This is a genomic window from Azospirillum thermophilum (genome assembly GCF_003130795.1).
GTDB lineage: Bacteria > Pseudomonadota > Alphaproteobacteria > Azospirillales > Azospirillaceae > Azospirillum > Azospirillum thermophilum.
Window position 1 is genome coordinate 627,975 of sequence record NZ_CP029357.1, and the last position, 21,911, is coordinate 649,885.

Consider the following 21,911-nt stretch of genomic DNA (forward strand, 5'->3'; position numbering starts at 1 on the left):
CAGCCATCAGCGACAAGACGGCCATCAACGACAACAGGGGAGGAAACGCCATGCCGGTGCAGCAGGCCCGGGTCGGCACCGCGCTGGCCAGCCGCTATCTGGTCCAGCTCTGCAAGCACTTCGCCCACAAGATCCCGGTGGAGTATGACGGGCGGCGGGGCCGCGCCGACTTCCCCTGGGGCGTCTGCCACATGACGGCCGGCGACGACACGCTGGACCTGCGCTGCGAGGCGCCGGACGCGCAGGGACTGGACCGGGTGAAGGCGGTGGTGGACGACCACCTCCGCCGCTTCGCCTGGCGCGAGACGCCGGTGTTGAGCTGGGAGGAGCCGGCGGGCTGACGGCCCCTCCCTCGCGCAGGGTTCACCCCATCTCGCTGTCGGCGTGGCAGCCTTCCAGCAGCGGATAGCCGGTGGGGCTCGGCAGGTCGTAGTGCCACCACTCGTGCGGGTTGAAGTTGAAGCCGCACAGCGCCATCAGCCCGGCGAGCCGCAGCCGGTTGGCCTGGGCCTCCACCGGAATGTCGGTGCGGCCGTGGAACGACTGCTCCGACATGTCGTCGAAGCCGGTGCCCATGTCCAGTTCCCGCCCCTCGGCATCGGCGAGCGTCAGGTCGACCGCGATGCCGCGGGTGTGGTTGGACCCCAGCGACGGGTCGGCGATGAAGGTGGCGTCGGGCAGCGCCGCCCACAGCCTGCGTTGCGCGAAGGCGGGGCGGTAGGCGTCGAACACCCGCAGCCGCAGCCCCTGCGCCCGGGCGAGGTCGGCGGCATGCGTCAGCGCGGCATGCGCCACGGGATGCAGATAGGCGATGGCGGTCCGGTAGATCGGCTCGCCGGTGATGTTGTTGGCCGTCGCATAGCGCAGATCGAGGTCGATCGCGGGGTGGACGACGCGCAGAAGCTCCATCATGTCCTCGGCACAGGGGGGCACAGGGTCGGCTCGGGAAGGTCCGGCGCCGGTCCAGCGGTCCGGACTTTCCTTCTCCCCCAGCTTCTCCCACGGCGGCCGGCCGGGCTCAACCGCTGTTCCCTCAAGCCTGCCCGCCGCCGGCGGCCGGGTCACGAGGCCCGCATCAGCCAGCGGTGTTCCGGCGCCGTGTTGAAATGCCAGGCGCGGCGCGGGCCGGCCATCACGTTCAGGTAATAGCCGGTGTAGCCGTGGGCGACGCCGACCGGATGGTAGCCGCGCGGCACCATCACGAGGTCGCCGTCCTCCACCGCCATCGCCTCGTCCAGCGAGCGGTCGTCGGTGTAGACGCGCTGGAAGGCGAAGCCCTGCGGCGGGTCGATCCGGTGATAGTAGGTCTCCTCCAGTAGCGTCTCCGCCGTGCCGTCGTCGAGGTCGTGCTTGTGCGGCGGGTAGCTCGACCAGTTGCCGGGCGGCGTGACGACCTCCACCACCAGCAGGCTGTCGGCGGGCTTGGTCTCCGGCAGGATGTCGAAGACATGGCGCGTGTTGCTGCCGGCGCCGCGGACCGAGGCGGCGACGTCCTCCGGCCGGATCAGCCGGACCGGCAGACCGCCGCCATGGCCGGGGGCGGTGCAGACCGCCAGCTCCAGCGCGGTGGTCGCCCGCACCTGCCAGCCGGCGCCCTGCGGGACATAGATGGCGTAGGGCCGCTTGTCCTCGAAGGGGGACGTGCGCTCGCCGAGGCCGGACCATTCCTCGCGCCCGGCCATGGCGTCGCCCTTGCCGGAGACGAAGACGAGGCAGCTTTCGCGGCCCGGATCGCTGCCGGAAACCGTCTGTCCGGGGTCGAGCCGGTAGAGATCGAACCCGACATGCTCCCACCCCGCCGATTGCGGCGTGACATGGTGGACCCGCCCGGCGGCGTCCGGCGCATGGTTGCGCAGCAGCAGCTTGCTCATGGTCAGCCTTTCCATCCCGGTTTTCCCGTTTCGCCTCCGCACGGCCTGACCGGCCGGCGGAGGCCGGTTCTGGGCGGAACTGTACATTCCATCCAACGTCATTCATAGAATTTATTTTCTGAATCCGCCGTCGTTCCGGCCGAATGAGGGGCGGGCGGACCGATGGTTCGACGGAGGGATAGAATACAAATTCCCTCTTGAAACGTATTCCAGGATCGTGTTCTATCGATCTGCCCCGCCGCCCGCTCGCGGCGCCCAGGCGGGGGCCTTCCACCGGAATGGTCCCTTGGCCCGGACGATCGGCGGCGATGGACGATCCGGTTTCTCCCGAAGTTGCCGGTCCTGCGCGAGACGGCGCCCTTCCCCGGGGCAGCCGCGCAGGTCCCGACTTCGGCCCCAACCCAGGTCCGGGCCTCCGCGACGTGGCCTGTGTTGCGTGGTTCCTCGGTTGCGTCTGCCTCTTGCTATCTCCTGGCAGAGGTTACCTGATGGCCGGACGGTCCCCCTACCGTCCGGCCTTTTCTTTGTCGAGCCGCTGGCCGAGCGCCACGATCAGGCTGACCGCCAGGCACATGGTGGCGGTGAGCGAGCGGAAGCCCTTCACCTGCGCATCCTCCACCGCCAGCGTCACGACGGCGAGCGGCATGATCGGGCTCAGCGTCCCGTCGGTGATCCCCAGCACCGAGACGCCGTTGCCGGCGGCGAGCCGGCAGATCTCCACCGTGTCCTCCGAATAGGGCTTGAAGCTGATCGCCACCAGCAGGTCGCGGTCGCCGATGGCCTGCACCTGCTGGCGCAGCATGCCGCCCAGCCCGTCGAGCAGGACGGTGCGCCGGCCGAGCCGCCCCAGCGCGTAGCCGAGATAGGCCGCCACCGGAAAGGAGCGGCGCTGGCCCATGACGTAGATGTGGTCGGCCCGCTCCAGCAGATCGAGCGCCCGCTCGATCTCGGCGCCCGACAGTTCCTGCCGCAGGTGCTGCAGCGCGTTGATGCCGGCGTCGATGAAATGCTCCACCACCCGGCCGGCGTCGGTCAGGCCCGGCCCGCCGTCGGCCAGCGCGCGGATGCGCTCCTTGTAGTTGGGCATGTTGTCGGTGAGGCGGCTGCGGAAGACGCGCTGCATCTCCGTGAAGCCCTCGTAGCCCAGCGACTTGGAGAAGCGGATCAGGGCGGAGGGCTGGACGCCCGCCTGCTCCGCGATCTGCGCCACGGTCTGCAGCGCCATGTCGTTGGGATTGGACAGCGCGAACTCGGCGATCTGCCGCAGGCGCGGGCTGAGGCTGTTCTGGCGCTGCGCGATGGCGGCCTGGAGAGCGGTGAAGCTCGCCGGGGCGTCGGTCTCTGGCTCCATGGGATCGGTGTCGGCCTGTCGGTGGGGCGCATGTCGGCGCGGGTTGCCCGGTAGAATAAATGTTCCCGCCGCGGGGACCAAGCCCCTTGTGCCCGGCAGCCGCCCCGCCCCCCGGGAATCGGCATGGCCGTGACGGGGCACGGCCATGTCGGTCTTTGTCCGGACAGGATGGGGCGGACAGGATGGACGGGCCGGACGGCAGATGCCGCGCCTATCGCACCGCCACGTCCGACACCCGCACGATGGCGCCGGTCTCCAGCGAGCGGATGGCGGCCTCCGCCAGACGCTGGGCCTCGCGGCCTTCCCGGAAGCTCGACAGCGGCGTGGCGCCGGTCTCGACGCAATCGACGAAATGGTCGATCTCGGCGAGATAGGCTTCGCGGTAGCGCTCGATGAAGAAGTCCAGCACGGGGTCCTGCGCCGCGGTACGGGCGGCGCCCCAGGCTTCCACCGTGGTGGCGCGGCGGTTGCCGGCCTGCAGCATCCCCTCGGAGCCGAAGGCCTCCACCCGCTGGTCGTAGCCGTAGACGCTGCGCCGGCTGTTGTTGATGTGGACGAGCGCGCCGGAGGCCGCCCGCAGCACGATCATGGCGGCGTCGATGTCGCCCTCCGCCCCGATGGCCGGGTCGATCAGGTTGGCGCCCATCGCCTGCACCTCGACGATGTCGCCGGCCAGATAGCGGGCCATGTCGAAGTCGTGGATGGTCATGTCGCGGAACAGCCCGCCGGAGCGCTTGACGTAGGCGGCCGGCGGCGGCGCCGGGTCGCGGCTGGTGATGACCACCTGCTCCAGCCGGCCGATCTCGCCGGCCTGGATGCGGTCGCGCACCGCCTTGAAGGAGGGGTCGAAGCGGCGGTTGAAGCCGATCATCACCAGCGGGTTCAGCGGCGCGATCTCCGCCCAGCAGGCCTCGACCCGGCCCATGTCCAGGTCGATCGGCTTCTCGCACAGCACCGGCTTGCCGGCCTTCGCCCCGGCGGCGATCAGGTCGACATGGGTGTCGGTCGAGGAGGCGATGAACAGGGCGTCCACCGCCGGATCGGCCAGCACCTCCTCGGCCGTGCGGGCGACGCGGGCGCCGACCGCCGCCGCGGTCTCCTCAGCCGCCGTGGTGGCGACGTCCTGGACGACCGTCACGTCGGCGCGGGGATGGGCCTTGATGTTGCGGGCATGCATGCGGCCGATGCGACCACAGCCGATGACGGCGAAGCGAACCATTGGGGAACTCCTGGATAGGCGGTTCTTGGTTTCGGGGATCAGACCGACCGGACGTCGATCCAGCAGCGGTCGCGGTGCGAACGGTGGATGGCCTCCGCCACCCGCTCCACCTCGCAGGCTTCGCGGAAGTCGGGACCGGCGGCGGACGTGCCGGCGATGGCCTCGACCAGCGCCTTGACCTCGATGGCCTTCAGGTCGTTGAAGCCGATCTGGTGGCCGGGCGCCGGGCAGAAGGCGCCATAATCGCCGTGCTCCGGCCCGGCGGCGATCAGGGTGTAGCCCTCCCGCCCGCGCCGGCCGCCGGCGGTGTAGAGCCGCAGCTCGTTGAAGCGCTCCTGCGTGAAGGCGATGGAGCCGCGGGTGCCGGTCAGCTCGAAGGCGAGCTGCATCTTGCGGCCCTGCGCGATCCAGCTCGCGGTCAGGCTTCCCGTGGCGCCGCCGGCGAACTCGACCAGCGCATGGGCCTGATCGTCGACGGTGACGGACTTGCGTTCGGTGGAACCGGGAGCGGCCGGGCGGCTGCCGTGGACGGTGTGCAGCCGGCCGGAGACGGCGGTGATCTCGCCGGCGAGGTGCCGGGCCATGGCGATGATGTGGCTGCCGATGTCGGCCAGCGCGCCGCCGGCATTGTCCGGCTCGCAGCGCCAGCCGTAGGGCTGGTCGGGGTCGGCCATGAAATCCTCGGCATGGATGCCGCGGAAGCCGGTGACCTCGCCGATCTCGCCGCCCTGCACGATCTCGCGGGCGAGCGCGATCATCGGGTTCTTCAGGTAATTGAACCCCACCAGCGTCACCACCCCGCGGGCTTCCGCCGCCGCGGTCATGGCGCGGGCGTCGGCCAGCGTGGTCGCCAGCGGCTTCTCGCAATAGACATGCTTGCCGGCGGCGATGGCGGCGAGCGCGATCGGCGCGTGCAGCCGGTTCGGCGTGGTGACGGCGACCACATCCACCGCCGGGTCCTCGACCAGCCGGCGCCAGTCGCCGGTGTGGCGGCGGAAGCCGAGCGCGGCGGCCGATGCGCGCGCGGTCTCCTCGTCCCGGTCGGCGAGGATGTCGAGGACCGGGGCGAGCGGCAGGTCGAACAGGCCGCCCACCGCGCGGAAGGCCTGGGCGTGGGCGCGGCCCATGAAGCCGCTGCCGACCAGCCCGACGTTGAGTGTCTTCATGACGGGATCCGTTTCCTTGCGACCGGTCAGCGCTTGCCCCGCCGCATCTTGGCGTAGGTGTCGAAGGCGACGGCCAGCACGATGATGACGCCCATCACGATCTGCTGGTAGTAGGGCGAAACGTTCATCATCACGAGGCCGTTGAGCAGGACGCCGATCAGCAGCGCGCCGATCACCGTGCCGCCCACCCCGCCGATGCCGCCGAACAGGCTGGTGCCGCCGATGACGACCGAGGCGATGATGCGCAGCTCGTAGGAGGTGCCGGCGATGGCCTCCGCCGAACCCAGCCGGGCCGACAGCAGGAAACCGGCGAGACCGGCCAGGAAGCCGACGATGACGTAGACGGAGACGAGCACCCGGTTGACGTTGATGCCGGACAGGCGCGCCGCCTCCGGATTGCCGCCGACCGCGTAGATCTGGCGGCCGAAGCGGGTGTAGCGCAGCACGACGTAGCAGGCCGCCGCCACGGCGAACAGCACCAGAACCGGCACCGGGATGCCCAGCACGTCGCCGCGGCCCCACCAGCGGTAGCCGGCGTCGAAGCCGGCGACCGGCGCGCCGTCGTTCATCACCAGCGTGGCGCCGCGCCAGATGGTCATGCCGCCGAGCGTCACGATGAAGGGCGGCACGCTGAACAGCGTGATCACCTTGCCGTGGACATAGCCGGTCAGCGTGCCGACGGCGCAGGCGATCAGCAGCGCCAGCAGGAAGCCCATGCCGCCCAGGTTCGGCATGCCGATGCCGGTCACCACCCAGGCGCCGACCAGGGCGGCGAAGGCCAGCACGGAGCCGACGGCGAGATCGACGCCGCCGGTCAGGATCACGCAGGTCATGCCGACCGCGACGATGCCGTAGATCGACACCTCGGTCAGGATGTTGGTGATGTTGCGCACCGACAGGAACATCGGGCTGTGCAGCGCGAAGCCGGCGCACAGCAGGATCAGGAACAGAAGGACGCCGTATTTCTCCAGGAACTGGACGACGTCGAACTTCCGCGGCTGGTTGGGCGGCTCGTTGGAAAGGGCGACGGTGGTCATGGTCTTGTCCTTCATGTCAGTGAGCCGCATGGATATGCCGCACCGTGCCGCCGGGGCCGGCGCCCAGCGCCATCAGGCTCATCAGCCGTTCCTCGGTCGCCTCGTCGGCGTCCAGGCTGCCGGTGATGCGGCCCTCGCGGAAGGTGACGATGCGGTCGGCCACCGCCATCACCTCCGGCAGTTCGGAGGAGATGACGATCACCGCGACGCCCGCCCGCGCCATCTCGAACAGCACCTGATGCACCTCGGCCTTGGCGCCGACGTCGATGCCGCGGGTCGGCTCGTCGACGATCAGCACCTTGGGCTTCAGCGCCATGCAGCGGGCGAGCAGGACCTTCTGCTGGTTGCCGCCCGACAGCGTGCCGATGGCGACCTCGTCGTTCGCCATCTTGATGCCGAACTTGCGGCGGTAATCCTCGATGAGCTGCCGCTCCGCCTTCTCGTCGACGAAGAACTTCCACTTCGACAGGCGCTTGAGGCTGGGCAGCGACAGGTTGTGGCGGATGGAATGGGGCAGGAAGCAGCCCTGCTGCTTGCGGTCCTCCGGCACCAGCGCGATGCCGGCGGCGAGGGCGTCGCCGGGCGACTTCAGCGGCACGGCCTTGCCGTCCACCGCGATCAGCCCGCTGTCGCAGCCGTCGGCCCCGAAGATGATGCGGGCGAGCTCGGTGCGGCCGGCCCCGACCAGACCGGCGAAGCCGACGATCTCCCCCGCCCGGACCTGCACCGACAGGTCGCGCAGGATGGTGGCGTGCGGCTCGCCGGGCCGGCCGGCGCGCGACACGCCGCGCACCTCCAGCATGACGTGGTCGCGGGCATAGCGCTCGCGGCGGCGCTGGAACTCGACGTCGCGGCCGACCATCAGGCGCACCATGTCCTCCACGGTGGCGCCCTCGACCGGCCTCGTCGCGACATAGCGGCCGTCGCGGAAGACGGTGAAGCGGTCGCAGACCGCCGTCACCTCCACCAGCCGGTGCGTCACGTAGATGATCGCGATGCCCTTGGCCTTCAGGTCGCGGATGATGGAATGGAGCTTGTCGACCTCCTTGCCCGACAGGGCGGCGGTCGGCTCGTCCATGATGATCAGCCGGGCGTTCATGGTGAGCGCCTTGGAGATCTCCACCATCTGCTGCTCGGCGACGCTGAGCACCCGCACCGGCGTGCGCGGGTCGAGGCCCAGCCCCAGCTCGTCGATCACCTTGCGGGCATCGCGGTACATCCGCCGCCAGTCGATCAGGCCGTTGCCGCGCAACGGCTCGCGGCCGAGATACATGTTCTCGGCGATCGTCATGGCGGGCAGCAGGTTGAACTCCTGGTAGATCGTGACGATCCCCCGGTTCTGCCGGTCGATCGGCGTCTCGGCGGGCTCCAGCCGCTCGCCGGCGAACAGCAGCTCGCCGCCGTCGCAGGGCTGGGCGCCCGCCAGGATCTTCAGGAAGGTGGACTTCCCGGCGCCGTTCTCGCCGAGCAGGGCATGGACCTCGCCCGGCTCGACCTCCATCCGGACACCGTCGAGCGCGACCACGCCGGGAAACGCCTTGCGGATGTCGGCCGCCCGAAGAATCGCTTGACCCATCACCGGCTCCCTCGGATTTGCTGGATTCTTGAAGAGTCTGAGGCCGGCCCGGCCTCAGTCGGCCTCGGCTCAGTTGACCTCGGCGATGCGGTCGGCCTTGTCGAGGTTGTCCCTGGTGATCAGCGTCGGCTCGATCGCCAGGCTCTTCAGCTCGGTGCCCTTGCGGATGTGATCGACCAGCGTGTTCAGCGCGGTGCGTATCTGGGTGCTCGGGCTCTGCTCGACGGTGCCGGCGATCTCGCCCTTGCGCACCTTGTCCAGCGTCTCCGGCAGCGCGTCGAAGCCGATGACCTGCACCTTCGACTTGGCGCCGAGGACGGAGCGGACCGCCTCCAGCGCGCCCAGCGCCATGTCGTCGTTGGAGGCGACGACGACGTCCGGCGGGTTGGCGGAATTGGCGGTCAGGATGCCCTCGGTGACGGTCAGCCCCTCGGCCCGGCGCCAGTTGGCGGTCTGGTCGGCGATGATCTGGTATTTGGCGCCGGCCGCCGTGATGCCGTCGCGGAAGCCCTTGGCGCGGTCGATGGCCGAGCTGCTGCCCGGCTGGCCGCTGAGATGGACGATGCGCGCGCCGTTGGGGAACAGCGTCTGCACATAGGCCGCCATGGTCCGGCCGCCCGCCACGTTGTCGGCGCCGACATGGGCGACCGGCCTGGCGGTGCCTTCGACCCGGCGGTCGACGGTGACGACCGGGATCTTCTCCGCCTGCACGTCGTCGATGGCCGGGGCCAGCGCCTTGGCGTCGTTGGGGGCGACGATCACGCCCTTGGCGCCCTGGACCACCGCGTTGGCGAGGTCGGCGGACTGCTTGGGCGAGTTGCTCTGGGCATCGACCACGATCAGGCTGACGTCCAGCTTCTTCGCCTCGTCCTGCAGCGCCCGGTTCATCGCGATGACGAAGGGCTCGGACATGTTCTGGAAGCTGACGACGATCTTCTCGCCGGCGGCCAGCGCCGTCAGCGAGGTGAGGGCGGTGCCGGCGGCCAGCATGGCACCGAGGGCAAGCGCGAGCGGTTTCCTGGACATTGTTTCCTCCTGAAGATGGACGTGTCCTGAACGACGTGCCTTATCGGTCTTGGAGGGTCGGGGGCGGCGCCCTTCGCGCGGCACCGCCCCCGCCGTCGGTCACTTCATGGTCGGCATGATGAAGTCGGCGCCGGCCCGGATGCCGGTCGGCCAGCGGGTGGTGATGGTCTTCAGGCGGGTGTAGAAGCGCACCCCCTCCGGCCCGTGCATGTGGTGGTCGCCGAACAGCGAGCGCTTCCAGCCGCCGAAGCTGTGGAAGGCCATCGGCACGGGGATCGGCACGTTGACGCCGACCATGCCGACCTCGATCTCCGCCGCGAAGGCGCGGGCGGTGTCGCCGTCGCGGGTGAAGATGGCGGTGCCGTTGCCGAACTCGTGCGCGTTGATGAGGTCCACCGCGCTGCGGTAGTCGGGAACGCGGACCACCGACAGGACGGGACCGAAGATCTCCTCCTTGTAGATGCGCATCTCCGGCGTCACGCGGTCGAACAGCGAGCCGCCGAGGAAGAAGCCCTCGGCGTTCGGCCCGGTGGGCAGGGCGACCTCGCGGCCGTCCACCACCAGCTCCGCCCCCTCCGCGACGCCGAGGTCGACGTAGCCGCGCACCTTCTGCCAGTGCTGGCGGGTGACGAGCGGCCCCATCTCGGCGTTCGGGTCGGTGCCGGGGCCGATCTTCAGCGCCCGCACCCGCTCGGCCAGCCGCGCCACCAGCGCATCGGCCAGCGCGTCGGTCACCGGAACGGCGACGGAGATCGCCATGCAGCGCTCGCCGGCCGAGCCGTAGGCGGCCCCCATCAGCGCGTCCACCGCCTGGTCGAGGTCGGCGTCCGGCATGATGACCATGTGGTTCTTCGCCCCGCCCAGCGCCTGCACGCGCTTGCCGTTGGCCGCACCGGTCGCATAGATGTACTGGGCGATGGGGGTCGAGCCGACGAAGCTGACCGCCTTCACGTCCGGATGGCCGAGCAGCGCGTCGACCGCGACCTTGTCGCCGTGGACGACGTTGAAGACGCCGTCCGGCAGGCCCGCCTGCTTCAGCAGGTCGGCCAGCAGCAGGGCCGCACCCGGCACGCGCTCCGACGGCTTGAGGATGAAGCTGTTGCCGCAGGCGATGGCGATGGGGAACATCCACATCGGCACCATGGCCGGGAAGTTGAACGGCGTGATGCCGGCGACCACGCCCAGCGGCTGGCGCAGCGAATGGCTGTCCACGCTGGTGCCGACATTCTCCGTCACCTCGCCCTTCAGCAGGTGCGGGCCGCCGCAGGCGAACTCCACCACCTCCAGCCCGCGGGTGACCTCGCCCAGCGCGTCGGAATGGACCTTGCCGTGCTCGGCGGAGATGACGGCGGCGAGCCGCCCGGCATTGGCCTCCAGCAGGCGCTTGAACTCGAACATCACGCGGGCGCGGCGCAGCGGGGTGGCGCGCGACCAGCCGGGGAAGGCGGCGCGGGCGGCGGCGACGGCCTTGTCGACCTCACCGGCGCCGGCGAGCGGCACGCGCGCGGTGATCTGCCCGGTCGCCGGGTTGAAGACGTCGCCGCTGCGGCCGCTGATGCCGGGGACGGGAGCGCCGTCGATGAAATGCGGAAGGGTCTCGGTCATGTCGGAATCTTTCTGGCTTCAGAGCCCGGTCTCGGCCACCAGGGCGCTGAGATGGCGGCGGCCCATGGTGACGTAGGTCAGCGGATGCGCCTTGGCGGGGTCCTGCTCCGCCTCGATCACCAGCCACCGCCCGGCGTAGCCGACCGTCTTCAGCCCCCGGAGCACGGCCGGGAAATCGACGCAGCCGTCGCCCGGCACGGTGAAGACGCCGTCGATCACCGCGTCGAGGAAGCTGCTGTCGGACTGCCTGGCCCGCTGGAGGACGTCGGCGCGCACGTCCTTGCAATGGACATGGTTGATGCGGTGCCCCCACTTGCCGATGACGTCCATCGGGTTGCCGCCGGCGAAGGTCAGGTGGCCGGTGTCGAGCAGGATGCCGACGCTGTCGCCGGTCATCTCGGCGAAGCGGTCGATCTCGTCCGGCGTCTCGACCACCGTGCCCATGTGGTAGTGGTAGGCGAGCGGCGTGCCCTGCTCGCGCAGGTAATCGCCGAAGGCCGTCATGCGGCGGCCGAACTCGGCCCACTGCGAGGGGGCGAGCGTCGGCCGCTTCGACAGCGGCACGCCGCGCGAGCCGTGGATGCAGCCCGTCGTCTCCGCCACCACCATGACGGAGCAGCCCATCGCCTTCAGCAGGCGAAGGTGCGGCTGCACGGCGGCGATCTCCTCCTCCACCGTGCGCTCCAGCAGGCCGGCGCTGTACCAGCCGGAGACGAGGGCGAGGCCGTGGCGCTCCAGGATCGGGCGCAGCGCGTCGGGGTCGCGCGGAAATTTGTTGCCGAGCTCGAAGCCGTCGAAGCCGGCGGCCTTGCCTTCGGCGAGGCACACCTCCAGCGGCGTCTCCCCGCCCAGTTCGGGCATGTCGTCGTTGCTCCAGGCGATCGGGTTGACGCCGAGACGAACGGTCATGATCGGTAAGCTCCCACAGGAATGAGACGGTCCGCGGCAAGCCCCGCGGAGGGCGATGGGACGGGCGGAAGGGACGGAGGCCGGGCGATCAGCGGCGCTGGCGGGCCTTGGCGGCGACGTACCGTTCCCGCGCGGCCGCGACCTCGGGCCGGCCGGAGGTCTCGGGCACCGGCACGTCCCACCAGGCGCCGCCCTCCTTGGTGGAGGGCAGCGGATCGGTGTCGATGACGATGGCGTAGGTGTGGGGGGAGGCCTTGGCGCGCTCCAGCGCCGCCGCCAGCGCCGCCACGCCCGACACCTTTTCGGTCTCGGCGCCCAGTGCGCGGAGATGGGCGGCGAAATCGACCTGGGGCAGCTCCTCCACCTCGCGGTGGGCGTCGCGCAGCAGGTTGTTGAAGGGGGCGCCGCCGCAGGCGTTCTGCAGCCGGTTGATGCAGCCGAAGCCGCGGTTGTCGAGCAGAACGACGATCAGCTTGCGCTTCATCATCACCGAGACGGCGAGCTCGGAGTTCAGCATCAGGTAGCTGCCGTCGCCGACCATGACGAAGACCTCGCGGTCGGGCTGCGCGATCTTCACGCCGAGGCCGCCGGCGATCTCGTACCCCATGCAGGAGAAGCCGTATTCCAGGTGATAGCCGCCGGGGCGCGCGGTGCGCCACAGCTTGTGCAGCTCGCCGGGCAGGCCGCCGGCGGCGCAGACGACGATGCCGTCCTCGCCGGCCGCCCGGTTGACCGCACCCAGCACCTGGGCGTCGGTCGGCAGGTCGAGCCCGGCATCGGCCGTCGCGGCATCGACCACGCGGTTCCACTGGCCCGTCCGCTCCACGGCGACGGCCTGCCATCCGGTGGGCGAGCGCCAGTCGCCGAGCGCGGCGCCGAGTGCGTCAAGGCCGCGGGCGGCATCGGCGACCAGCGGCAGGGCGTTGCCCTTGGCCGCGTCGAAGGCGGCGACGTTGAGGCCGACGAGGCGGGCCTGCGGGTTGCCGAACACGGTCCAGGAGGCGGTGGTGAAGTCGGCGAGCCGGGTGCCGACCGCCAGCACCAGGTCGGCCTCGGCCGCCAGCGCATTGGCGGCGGACGAGCCGGTGACGCCGATCGAGCCGACGTTGCACGGATGGTCCCAGGCCAGCGCCCCCTTGCCGGCCTGCGTCTCGGCGACCGGGATGCCGTGCCGTTCGGCGAAGGCGGCGAGGTCGGCGCAGGCGCCGCTGTAATGGACGCCGCCGCCGGCGACGATCAGCGGCTTTCCGGCCCGGCGCAGCGCCTCGGCCACCGCCGCGAGATCCTCGCGGTCGGGCTCCGGCCGGCGGACCCGGCGCAGGGTCGGCTCGAAGAAGGACAGCGGGAAGTCGTGGGCCTCGGCCTGCACGTCCTGCGGCAGGCACAGCGTCACCGGGCCGCAGTCGGCCGGGTCGGTCAGCACCTGCAGGGCGCGGCGCAGGCTGGGCATCAGCTGCTCGGGCCGGGTGATGCGGTCCCAGAAGCGGGAGACCGGCCGGAAGCAGTCGTTGGCCGAGACGGTGGGGTCGTAGAAATCCTCGACCTGCTGCAGCACCGGATCCGGCGCGCGGGTGGCGAAGGTGTCGCCGGGCAGGAACAGCACCGGCAACCGGTTGACATGGGCGAGCGCCGCGGCGGTCACCATGTTGACGGCCCCCGGCCCGACCGAGGTGGTGCAGGCCATCATCCGCCGCCGCCCCTGCGCCTTGGCATAGGCAATGGCGGCGTGCGCCATGCCCTGCTCGTTGTGCGCGCGGTAGGTCGGCAGCGTGTCGCGGGCGGCGTAGAGCGCCTCGCCCAGCCCCGCCACGTTGCCGTGGCCGAAGATCGCCCAGACCCCGGCGAAGAGCGGCACCTGCCGTCCGTCCTGTTCCACGAGCTGGGCGCTGAGATACCGGACCACTGCCTGGGCCACGGTAAGGCGCACGGTCGCCATGGTCGACACTCCCTGGTTGGGGCCGGCGGCCCCGCGTTCCTCCGGAATGGCCGGGAGAGGATCCCGGCCGACGGTATGTTTCTTCCGTCTTTCTTTACGACGTAGAATATTCGTTCTAGACGGGGCTGTAAAGGACTTGTTGAGGCACAAACGGATGATCCGGACGCCCCATGATCGGCGAAGGATCGTCCCGCCGGTTCAGGCCGCCGCGCGCTTGGCCGCCGCCCTCTGCTCGTCCCAGAAGGCGATCATCCGGCCATAGGCGGCGGCCATCTCCGCCACCGCGCCGTCGTCGTCGATGCGGCCGGCGAGCCAGAGGTCCGCCGCGCCGCCGAACAGGGTGCGGCCGATGGCGAAGCCCTTGCAGACCGGCTGCCGGGCCGCCAGCGCGAGCCCGGCCTTCAGCGTGTCCTCCGGCGCGTCGAGGCCGAGGATGAGGACGCCGTGGCACAGCGGGTCGCGCTCCGCGATGACGGTGGAAATCCTGTTCCATGCCGCCTGGCTGTCCGGCGCCGGCAGCTTCCACCAGTCCGGCTTGACGCCGAGGTCGTAGAAGCGGGCGAGCGCGCGGGCCACCGTGTCTTCGCCGGCCTCGGATCCCTTGGGGGGGATGATCTCCAGCAAAAGCTCATGGCCGGTGGCGCGGGTGGCGGCGAACAGCGTCAGCACCTGACGCTCCTGCTCGTCGCGCAGCGCCGGCTCGTCGTCCGGGTGGTAGAAGACGAGGCATTTCACGACATGCTCCGCCGGCCATTCGCGCAGGATGACCGCCGGGTCCAGCCCGCCCTCGAAGCGCAGGGGGCGCGAGCCGGGGCTCTCGATCGGCCGGCCGATCCAGGCGCCGGCGCCGGTCAGCTCCTCCAGCGCATCCTGGCCGTGGATGCCGTCCAGCAGCATGCCGAAGCCGTCGCGGCCGGCGCAGGCCCGGCGCGCCGCCGCCAGCGCCAGCCGCTTGAAGGCGGCGATGCGCTCCGGCCCGGCGCCGTGGCGCTCGGCCATCGCCTCGAGCTGGGCGCGGTGGTCGACGGCGAAGGCCAGCACCTCCTGCCACGCGCGGCGCCGGGTGGTTGCCCAGTGGATGTGCGACAGCTCGGCGTCCTCGCGCAGGCGCGGCGTCGGGCTGCCGTGGGCCAGGAAGTGGGTCAACTCGGTCCAGGTCGGGATGGCCGGGGCACAGCCGTGGCGCGACACCGCGAAGGCGCCGCAGGCGTTGGCGTAGGCGCAGCAGTCCTCCAGCGGGCGGTCGCGCAGCCAGCCGCGCAGGAAGCCCGACATGAAGGCGTCGCCCGCCCCCAGCACATTGTAGACCTCGACCGGGAAGCCGGGGCCGCGGATGCCGAGATCCAGGCTGTCCGGCACGTCGCCGGGGAAGACGACGCAGCCCATGGGACCGCGCTTGCACACCAGCGTGGCGCGCGTCAGTTCGCGCACCCGGCGCAGCGCCGCGACGGTGTCGGTGGTGCCGCCGGCGATGTGGAATTCCTCCTCCGTGCCGACGACCAGGTCGCAGGAGGGCAGGATGGTCTGCAGATGGGCTGTCACGCCGCGGTCGGCGACGAAACGCTCCTCGCCCAGCCCGTGGCCGGTCAGCTTCCACAGGACCGGGCGGTAGTCGATGTCGAACACCACCTTGGTCCCCGCCATCCGCGCCAGCCGCATCGCCTTGCGCATGGCGGCGTCGGTGGTGGGGGTGGAGAAGTGGGTGCCGCTGACCACGATGGCGCGGGCGGAGGCGATGAAGCCGTCCGAGACGTCGGCCTCGCAGATCGCCATATCCGCGCAGTTCTCCCGGTAGAAGATCAGCGGGAAGGTCTTGCGGTCGCGGATCCCCAGGATGACCAGCGCGGTCAGCCGGTCCGGATCGGTGATGACGTGGCTGGTGTCGACGCCCTCGCGCGCGAGCTGTTCGCGGATGAAGCGGCCCATGTGCTCGTCGCCCACCCGCGTCAGCAGGGCCGAGCGCAGGCCGAGCCGGGCCGTGCCGACGGAGATGTTGGTCGGGCAGCCGCCGACATATTTGGCGAAGCTCTGCACGTCCTCCAGCCGGCCGCCGACCTGTTCGCCGTAGATGTCGACGGAGGAGCGGCCGATGGAGATGACGTCGAGAGACCGTTCGGTTGGCATGATGAAGCTCCGCTGCAATCGGGCACCGGACGGACGGCGGTCGAGCGGAACCGTTCGCCGATCCTGCCCCGTCAGGGCGGACCGGCCGTTTCCCTCCCATCGTTCCGGTTTCTTTTTCGGGGCCTTCCGTTCGAAGGCGGTGGAACGTCTTGTTCATTATAGAACATACGTTTCCTTCCGCCGTCAACAAGGAATTTCCGTTCCACGAACAGAGTGCGAGGCCGATGGGTTGCCGCGGAGGCAGTGGCCACGCCCTCATCGATGCGGCCGGCCGACAAGGGGTGCCGGGGGCGGGCCTGTCTATTGCCGCCCCTCCCCCACCGCCTCCACCCGCGCGGCGGCGAACTTGAACTCCGGGATCTTGCCGAAGGGGTCGAGCTTCGGGTTGGTCAGCACATTGGCCGCCGCCTCGGCATAGCAGAAGGGGATGAAGACGAGGCCGGAGGGCACGCCATGGTCGGAGCGCGCCGTCAGCTCGATCGAGCCGCGCCGGGTCGTCACCCTCACCCGGCCGCCGGGGCCGCTGCCCAGCCGCCGCAGGTCGGCCGGGCTGAGATAGGCGACCGCTTCCGGCTCCAGATCGTCGAGCACCTGCGCGCGGCGGGTCATCGTCCCGGTGTGCCAGTGCTCGAGCTGCCGCCCGGTCGTCAGCACCATGGGGAACTCGGCATCCGGCTCCTCCGCCGGGGGAATGACGTCGGCGGGCACCAGCCGGCCGCGGCCGGTGGCGGTGGGGAAGCCGTCGTGGAAGACGATCTCCTGCCCCGGATCGTCGGGCGACAGGCTGGGATAGGTGACCGAGCCCTCGCGCTCCAGCCGCTCCCAGGTGATGTTGTCGAGCGAGGGCATCGCCCGCGTCATCTCGGCGAACACCTCGCGCGGATGCCCGTAACTCCAGTCGAGCCCCAGCCCGCGGGCCATTTGGTTGAGGATCCACAAATCCTGCCGGGCGTCGCCCGGCGGCGGCAGGGCCTGGCGTCCGAGTTGGACCTGCCGGTTGGTGTTGGTCGCGGTGCCGGTCTTCTCCGGCCAGGCCGAGGCGGGCAGGACGACATCGGCATATTTCGCCGTCTCGGTCAGGAACAGGTCCTGCACCACCAGATGGTCGAGCGTCGCCAGCGCGTCGCGCGCATGCTCGACGTCCGGGTCGGACATCGCCGGATTCTCGCCCATGATGTACATGCCGCGGATGCGGCCGGCATGGATGGCGTCCATGATCTCCACGACCGTCAGGCCGCGCCGGGGGTCGAGCGGCGTCTGCCACAGATCCTCGTAGAAGGCGCGGGCCGCCGCATCCTCCACCGGGCGGTAGTCGGGATACATCATCGGGATCAGCCCGGCGTCGGAGGCGCCCTGCACGTTGTTCTGGCCGCGCAGGGGATGCAGCCCGGTGCCCGGCCGCCCGATCTGCCCGGTGACCAGCGCCAGCGCGATCAGGCAGCGGACGTTGTCGGTGCCGTGGGTGTGCTGCGACACGCCCATGCCCCAGAAGATGATCGAGGCGCGCGACTTGGCGTAGAGCCACGCCACCTCGCGCAGCACCGCCGCCGGAATGCCGCACAGCGGCTCCATCGCCTCCGGCGTGTAGGGGGCGATGTGGTCCCGCAGTTCCTCGAAGTCGCGGGTGTGGGCGGCGACATAGCCGGCGTCGTACAGCCGGTCGGTGATGATGACGTTCAGCAGGGCGTTCAGCAGCGCCACGTCGCGGCCGGGGGTGAACTGCAGCATGTAAGTGGCGTGCCGCTTCAGCGCCTGCCCGCGCGGGTCCATGACCACCAGCTTGGCCCCCTGCCTGACCGCGTTCTTGAAGAAGGTGGCGGCGACCGGGTGGTTCTCGGTGGGGTTGGAGCCGATGACGACGATCACCTCGGCGTCCTTGGCCGCCATGAAGGGGGCCGTCACCGCGCCGGAGCCGATCCCCTCGATCAGCGCCGCGACCGAGGAGGCATGGCACAGCCGCGTGCAGTGATCGACGTTGTTGGTGCCGAAGCCGGTGCGCACCAGCTTCTGGAACAGGTAGGCCTCCTCGTTGGATCCCTTGGCCGAGCCGAAGCCGGCGAGTGCCGATCCGCCATGGCCGTCGCGGATGGCCTTCAGCCCGCCCGCGGCCAGCGCCAGCGCCTCCTCCCAGCCCGCCTCACGGAAGTGGGTCAGGGGGTTGGCCGGGTCGATGTCGACCTCCCGCTTGGACACCCCCTCGCGACGGACCAGCGGCCGGGTCAGCCGGTGCGGGTGGTGGATGTAGTCGAAGCCGAAGCGGCCCTTGACGCACAGGCGGTTGCGGTTGGCCGGGCCGTCCCGCCCGGTCACCGACAGCAGGCGGCCGTCCCTGATGTTGTAGGTGAGCTGGCAGCCGACTCCGCAATAGGGGCAGACGCTGTCCACCTGCCGCTCCGGCTCCGCCGCCAGCCGGCCGGCGGCAAGGTCCATCGCGCTCTTCGGCAGCAGGGCGCCGGTCGGGCAGGCCTGCACGCATTCGCCGCAGGCGACGCAGCTGCTTTCCCCCATGGGGTCGGCGAAGTCGAAGACGATCCGCTCGTCATGGCCGCGGCGGGCCATGCCGATCACGTCGTTGACCTGCACCTCGCGGCAGGCGCGGACGCACAGGGTGCACTGGATGCAGGCATCGAGCTGCACCGCCATCGCCGGATGGCTGAAATCGGGGCCGGGCGCCTGCTCCCGCTCGGGAAACCGGCTGTCCGACACCCCGACCCTGTCGGCCCAGCGCCAGAAGCGCGAGTCCGGGTCGTGCGCCCGCCCGCGCGCCGGCTGGTCGCCCGCCAGCAGCTCGAACACCATCCGGCGGGCGAATCTGGCGGACTCGCTGGCGGTGCGCACCCGCATGCCGGGGGTCGGATGGCGGATGCAGGAGGCGGCCAGCGCCCGCTCGCCCTCGATCTCCACCATGCAGGCGCGGCAGTTGCCGTCGGCGCGGTAGCCCGGCTGGTCGGCGTGGCAGAGGTGCGGGATCTCCATCCCCAGCCGTGTCGCCACCTGCCAGATGCTCTCGCCCGGCAGCGCCTCGACCGGCTTCTCGTCCAGCTCGAACACGATACGGTCGTTCATCGCCCGGTCTCCTCGCGCAGCACCTCGCGCAGATCGTCGCGGAAATGGGTCAGCACGCTCTTCAGCGGGTTCAGCGCCGCCTGCCCCAGCCCGCAGATGGAGGCGGAGCCCATCAGCCGCGCCAGATCGGCCAGCAGCGGCTCGTCCCACTCCGGCCGGTCGATCAGCGCCAGCGCCTTCTCGGTGCCGACCCGGCAGGGAGTGCATTGGCCGCAGCTCTCGTCCTCGAAGAAGGCCAGCAGGTTGCGCACCACCGCCCGCATGTCGTCGCGGTCGGACAGCACGACGACGGCGGCCGAGCCGATGAAGCAGCCGTGCGCCTCCAGCGTCCCGAAATCGAGCGGCAGGTCGCCCAAACTGGCCGGCAGGATGCCGCCGGACGCGCCGCCCGGCAGATAGGCCTTGAAGCGGTGGCCGTCGGCCATGCCGCCGCAATACTCGTCGATCAGCTCGCGGATGGTGATGCCGGTCGGGGCCAGCTTCACCCCCGGCTCCCTCACCCGGCCGGAAACCGAGAAGCTGCGCAGCCCCGTGCGCCCGTTGCGCCCGAAGCCGCCCCACCAGTCCGGCCCCTTCTCCAGGATGTCGCGGATCCAGAACAGCGTCTCGACATTGTTGATCAGGGTCGGGCGGCCGAACAGCCCGACGACCGAGGGAAAGGGCGGCTTGTGCCGCGGCAGGCCCCGCTTGCCCTCGATGCTCTCCAGCATCGCCGACTCCTCGCCGCAGATATAGGCGCCGGCGCCGCGGCGGAGATGGACGCGGGTGTGTTCGGTGAAGCCGGCCTCCTCCAGCTTGGCGATCTCGCGGCGCAGGATCTCGCGCGCCGCCGGATATTCGTCGCGAAGGTAGATGTAGACGTCCGTCGCCTCGATCACCCAGGCGGCGATCAGCATGCCCTCCAGGAAGCGGTGCGGATCGGTCTCCAGATAATGGCGGTCCTTGAAGGTGCCGGGCTCCCCCTCGTCGCCGTTCACCGCCATCAGGCGCGGCCCCGGCTCGTGCCGGACGAAGCGCCATTTGCGGCCGGTCGGGAACCCCGCCCCACCCAGCCCGCGCAGATGCGCCGACTCCAGCCGCTGCAGGATGCTCTCCACCGGCACCCGCCCCTGCAGGCAGTTGACCAGCAGCCGGTAGCCGTCCGACAGGCGGTAGGCCTCGAAATCGGTATAGGCGGAAAGCTCCGGCCGCGTCTCGCCGCGGGCCACCGCCCGGACGACGCTTCCGGCCGTCGCCCGCTCGTGCAGGCCGTGGCCGATCGCCACCGCCGGGGCGTTGTGGCAGGCGCCCATGCAGGGTGCCCGCACCACCCGCACCCCCGGTTCGAGCCGCGCCTTCAGATCCTCCAGCAGGGATTCGGCGCCGGCCAGACAGCAGGACAGGCTGTCGCAGACCCGGACGGTGACCGGCGGCGGCGCCTCCTCCCCCTCCATCACGATGTCGAAATGGGCGTAGAAGGAGGCGACCTCATAGACCTCGACCAGGGCGAGCCGCATCTCCTGCGCCAGCGCCGCGAGGTGCCGGGCATGCAACGCATGGTAGCGGTCCTGCAGCAGGTGCAGATGCTCGATCAGCAGGTCGCGCCGCCGCGGCCGGTCGCCCAGCAGGGCCTGCACCTCCTCCAGCGCCGGCGGATCGACCTGCCGTCCCTTCGGCTGGACGCGCGTGTGGCGCCGGCCGGCGCCGGGGTGGATGCTGCGCTTCGCCGCGCTTTTTGCGGATTCCATGGTTGGCTCCTCCCTCAGTCCCATTATGGGACTGTCGGACCGGGGCCGGTAGGGCTGATCGCACCGCGGCCGGTCCCCATCTCCGACCGGAATGCTCCGCCTGTCGAATGAGCATTAGGAGGAGGGGAAACTCCTGATATATCAGATAACCGGACGCACCGGCCGCTCCCCCCGGGCCCCCGGGCCCTCACAGCAACCAGGAGAATGGGATGCAATCGCTCTACCGCCCCGACGCGGGCCGCTATGACCGCATGAGCTACCGGCGCAGCGGGCGCAGCGGGCTCGACCTGCCGGCCATCTCGCTGGGGCTCTGGCAGAATTTCGGCGGCACCGACGTGTTCGAGACGGGCCGCGCCGTGCTGCGGCGCGCCTTCGACCGCGGCGTCACCCACTTCGACCTCGCCAACAACTACGGTCCGCCGCCCGGTTCCGCGGAGGAGAATTTCGGCCGCGTCCTCGCCGCCGATTTCCGCGCCCACCGCGACGAGATGATCATCTCCACCAAGGCCGGCTACGACATGTGGCCCGGCCCGTACGGAAGCTGGGGCTCGCGCAAGTATCTGACGGCCAGCCTGGACCAGAGCCTGAAGCGCATGGGGCTGGAGTATGTCGACATCTTCTATTCCCACCGCGTCGATCCGCACACCCCGCTGGAGGAGACGATGGGCGCGCTCGACCGCGCGGTGCGGCAGGGCAAGGCGCTCTATGTCGGCATCTCCTCCTATTCGCCGGAGATGACGCGGCGGGCGGCGGCGATCCTCAAGGATCTCGGCACGCCCTGCCTGATCCACCAGCCCTCCTACTCCATGCTGAACCGCTGGATCGAGGGCGGGCTGCTCGACACGCTGGAGGATCTGGGCATCGGCTGCATCGCCTTCTCGCCGCTGGCGCAGGGCATGCTGACGTCCAAGTATCTCGGCGGGCAGCCGACCGACGCCCGCGCCGCCAAGGGCGGCACCTTGCGGGCGCACTTCCTGTCGCCGGAAAACCTGGAGCGGGTGCGGGCGCTGGACGCCATCGCCAAGCGGCGCGGCCAGACGCTGGCGCAGATGGCGATCGCCTGGGTGCTGCGCGACCCGCGCGTCACCTCCGCCCTGATCGGCGCCCGCACCGTCGAGCAGCTCGACAACTCGCTCGACGCGCTGGAGAACACCGCCTTCGCTCCGGAAGAGCTGGCGGAGATCGACAAGCACGCGGTCGACAGCGACATCAACCTGTGGCGCAACTCGTCCAGCGCGGTGGCCGGCTGACCGGAACGCGACGCGGCCGGAGGGGACGCCCTCCGGCCGCGCTGCTGA

Annotated in this window: 16 protein-coding genes; 2 read left to right on the plus strand and 14 right to left on the minus strand. The window is 70.6% G+C overall.

The window, feature by feature from the left end:
- Positions 1 to 50 precede the first annotated feature (50 nt).
- Positions 51 to 341 carry a DUF2218 domain-containing protein gene (locus tag DEW08_RS27620; RefSeq protein ID WP_109333352.1) on the plus strand — a complete coding sequence of 97 codons (291 nt, stop codon included), beginning with the start codon at positions 51 to 53 and terminating at the stop codon, positions 339 to 341.
- Between the two features lie 22 nt (positions 342 to 363).
- On the opposite strand, the gene ddpX is transcribed toward DEW08_RS27620, so the two are convergent.
- From ddpX to DEW08_RS27690, 14 genes are all read right to left on the minus strand, one after another.
- Complete coding sequence (ddpX, locus tag DEW08_RS27625; protein ID WP_342760810.1) at positions 364 to 912, minus strand: D-alanyl-D-alanine dipeptidase; 549 nt, start codon at positions 910 to 912, stop codon at positions 364 to 366.
- A 149-nt stretch (positions 913 to 1,061) separates the two neighbouring features.
- The gene (gene iolB / locus DEW08_RS27630) at positions 1,062 to 1,871 is read right to left on the minus strand and encodes a 5-deoxy-glucuronate isomerase (protein WP_109333522.1); all 810 of its coding nucleotides are present in this window, start codon (positions 1,869 to 1,871) and stop codon (positions 1,062 to 1,064) included.
- Between the two features lie 505 nt (positions 1,872 to 2,376).
- Positions 2,377 to 3,222, minus strand: a complete 846-nt coding sequence (locus DEW08_RS27635; protein WP_109333354.1) for a MurR/RpiR family transcriptional regulator — start codon at positions 3,220 to 3,222, stop codon at positions 2,377 to 2,379.
- Positions 3,223 to 3,433: 211 nt separating this feature from the next.
- On the minus strand, positions 3,434 to 4,441 hold the full coding sequence (gene iolG / locus DEW08_RS27640; RefSeq protein ID WP_109333356.1) for an inositol 2-dehydrogenase: 1,008 nt from the start codon (positions 4,439 to 4,441) through the stop codon (positions 3,434 to 3,436).
- A gap of 38 nt (positions 4,442 to 4,479) precedes the next feature.
- Positions 4,480 to 5,607, minus strand: a complete 1,128-nt coding sequence (locus DEW08_RS27645; protein WP_109333358.1) for a Gfo/Idh/MocA family protein — start codon at positions 5,605 to 5,607, stop codon at positions 4,480 to 4,482.
- A 26-nt stretch (positions 5,608 to 5,633) separates the two neighbouring features.
- Positions 5,634 to 6,644: an ABC transporter permease gene (locus DEW08_RS27650; RefSeq protein ID WP_109333524.1), complete on the minus strand. Its 1,011-nt coding sequence runs from the start codon at positions 6,642 to 6,644 to the stop codon at positions 5,634 to 5,636.
- Positions 6,645 to 6,660: 16 nt separating this feature from the next.
- Positions 6,661 to 8,220: a sugar ABC transporter ATP-binding protein gene (locus DEW08_RS27655; protein WP_109333360.1), complete on the minus strand. Its 1,560-nt coding sequence runs from the start codon at positions 8,218 to 8,220 to the stop codon at positions 6,661 to 6,663.
- 69 nt (positions 8,221 to 8,289) lie between these two features.
- Positions 8,290 to 9,246, minus strand: coding sequence for a substrate-binding domain-containing protein (locus DEW08_RS27660; RefSeq protein WP_109333362.1), 957 nt, complete (start codon positions 9,244 to 9,246; stop codon positions 8,290 to 8,292).
- Positions 9,247 to 9,345: 99 nt separating this feature from the next.
- Entirely contained in the window at positions 9,346 to 10,851 is a 1,506-nt protein-coding gene (locus DEW08_RS27665; protein ID WP_109333364.1) for a CoA-acylating methylmalonate-semialdehyde dehydrogenase, read from the minus strand.
- Positions 10,852 to 10,869: 18 nt separating this feature from the next.
- A complete protein-coding gene (gene iolE / locus DEW08_RS27670) occupies positions 10,870 to 11,760 on the minus strand; it encodes a myo-inosose-2 dehydratase (protein ID WP_109333366.1) in 891 nt (296 codons plus the stop codon).
- 88 nt (positions 11,761 to 11,848) lie between these two features.
- Complete coding sequence (iolD, locus tag DEW08_RS27675) at positions 11,849 to 13,696, minus strand: 3D-(3,5/4)-trihydroxycyclohexane-1,2-dione acylhydrolase (decyclizing) (protein ID WP_109333368.1); 1,848 nt, start codon at positions 13,694 to 13,696, stop codon at positions 11,849 to 11,851.
- Positions 13,697 to 13,894: 198 nt separating this feature from the next.
- Positions 13,895 to 15,820, minus strand: coding sequence for a bifunctional 5-dehydro-2-deoxygluconokinase/5-dehydro-2-deoxyphosphogluconate aldolase (locus DEW08_RS27680; protein WP_109333371.1), 1,926 nt, complete (start codon positions 15,818 to 15,820; stop codon positions 13,895 to 13,897).
- Between the two features lie 300 nt (positions 15,821 to 16,120).
- Positions 16,121 to 18,886 (minus strand): formate dehydrogenase subunit alpha, encoded by a 2,766-nt coding sequence (fdhF, locus tag DEW08_RS27685; RefSeq protein WP_109333373.1) that lies wholly within the window; start codon positions 18,884 to 18,886, stop codon positions 16,121 to 16,123.
- Positions 18,883 to 20,613: an NAD(P)H-dependent oxidoreductase subunit E gene (locus DEW08_RS27690; protein WP_109333376.1), complete on the minus strand. Its 1,731-nt coding sequence runs from the start codon at positions 20,611 to 20,613 to the stop codon at positions 18,883 to 18,885. Before DEW08_RS27690 ends, fdhF begins: the two co-directional genes overlap by 4 nt.
- 209 nt (positions 20,614 to 20,822) lie before the next feature.
- On the opposite strand from DEW08_RS27690, the gene mgrA reads away from it, so the two are divergent.
- A complete protein-coding gene (gene mgrA / locus DEW08_RS27695; protein ID WP_109333378.1) occupies positions 20,823 to 21,863 on the plus strand; it encodes an L-glyceraldehyde 3-phosphate reductase in 1,041 nt (346 codons plus the stop codon).
- Positions 21,864 to 21,911 lie beyond the last annotated feature (48 nt).

What these genes read in the sequence shown, in the direction of transcription:
- DEW08_RS27620 (WP_109333352.1), top strand. Translation starts at nt 51, where the DNA reads ATGCCGGTGCAGCAGGCCCGGGTCGGCACCGCGCTGGCCAGCCGCTAT.
- ddpX (WP_342760810.1), bottom strand. Translation starts at nt 912, where the DNA reads ATGATGGAGCTTCTGCGCGTCGTCCACCCCGCGATCGACCTCGATCTG.
- iolB (WP_109333522.1), bottom strand. Translation starts at nt 1,871, where the DNA reads ATGAGCAAGCTGCTGCTGCGCAACCATGCGCCGGACGCCGCCGGGCGG.
- DEW08_RS27635 (WP_109333354.1), bottom strand. Translation starts at nt 3,222, where the DNA reads ATGGAGCCAGAGACCGACGCCCCGGCGAGCTTCACCGCTCTCCAGGCC.
- iolG (WP_109333356.1), bottom strand. Translation starts at nt 4,441, where the DNA reads ATGGTTCGCTTCGCCGTCATCGGCTGTGGTCGCATCGGCCGCATGCAT.
- DEW08_RS27645 (WP_109333358.1), bottom strand. Translation starts at nt 5,607, where the DNA reads ATGAAGACACTCAACGTCGGGCTGGTCGGCAGCGGCTTCATGGGCCGC.
- DEW08_RS27650 (WP_109333524.1), bottom strand. Translation starts at nt 6,644, where the DNA reads ATGACCACCGTCGCCCTTTCCAACGAGCCGCCCAACCAGCCGCGGAAG.
- DEW08_RS27655 (WP_109333360.1), bottom strand. Translation starts at nt 8,220, where the DNA reads ATGGGTCAAGCGATTCTTCGGGCGGCCGACATCCGCAAGGCGTTTCCC.
- DEW08_RS27660 (WP_109333362.1), bottom strand. Translation starts at nt 9,246, where the DNA reads ATGTCCAGGAAACCGCTCGCGCTTGCCCTCGGTGCCATGCTGGCCGCC.
- DEW08_RS27665 (WP_109333364.1), bottom strand. Translation starts at nt 10,851, where the DNA reads ATGACCGAGACCCTTCCGCATTTCATCGACGGCGCTCCCGTCCCCGGC.
- iolE (WP_109333366.1), bottom strand. Translation starts at nt 11,760, where the DNA reads ATGACCGTTCGTCTCGGCGTCAACCCGATCGCCTGGAGCAACGACGAC.
- iolD (WP_109333368.1), bottom strand. Translation starts at nt 13,696, where the DNA reads ATGGCGACCGTGCGCCTTACCGTGGCCCAGGCAGTGGTCCGGTATCTC.
- DEW08_RS27680 (WP_109333371.1), bottom strand. Translation starts at nt 15,820, where the DNA reads ATGCCAACCGAACGGTCTCTCGACGTCATCTCCATCGGCCGCTCCTCC.
- fdhF (WP_109333373.1), bottom strand. Translation starts at nt 18,886, where the DNA reads ATGAACGACCGTATCGTGTTCGAGCTGGACGAGAAGCCGGTCGAGGCG.
- DEW08_RS27690 (WP_109333376.1), bottom strand. Translation starts at nt 20,613, where the DNA reads ATGGAATCCGCAAAAAGCGCGGCGAAGCGCAGCATCCACCCCGGCGCC.
- mgrA (WP_109333378.1), top strand. Translation starts at nt 20,823, where the DNA reads ATGCAATCGCTCTACCGCCCCGACGCGGGCCGCTATGACCGCATGAGC.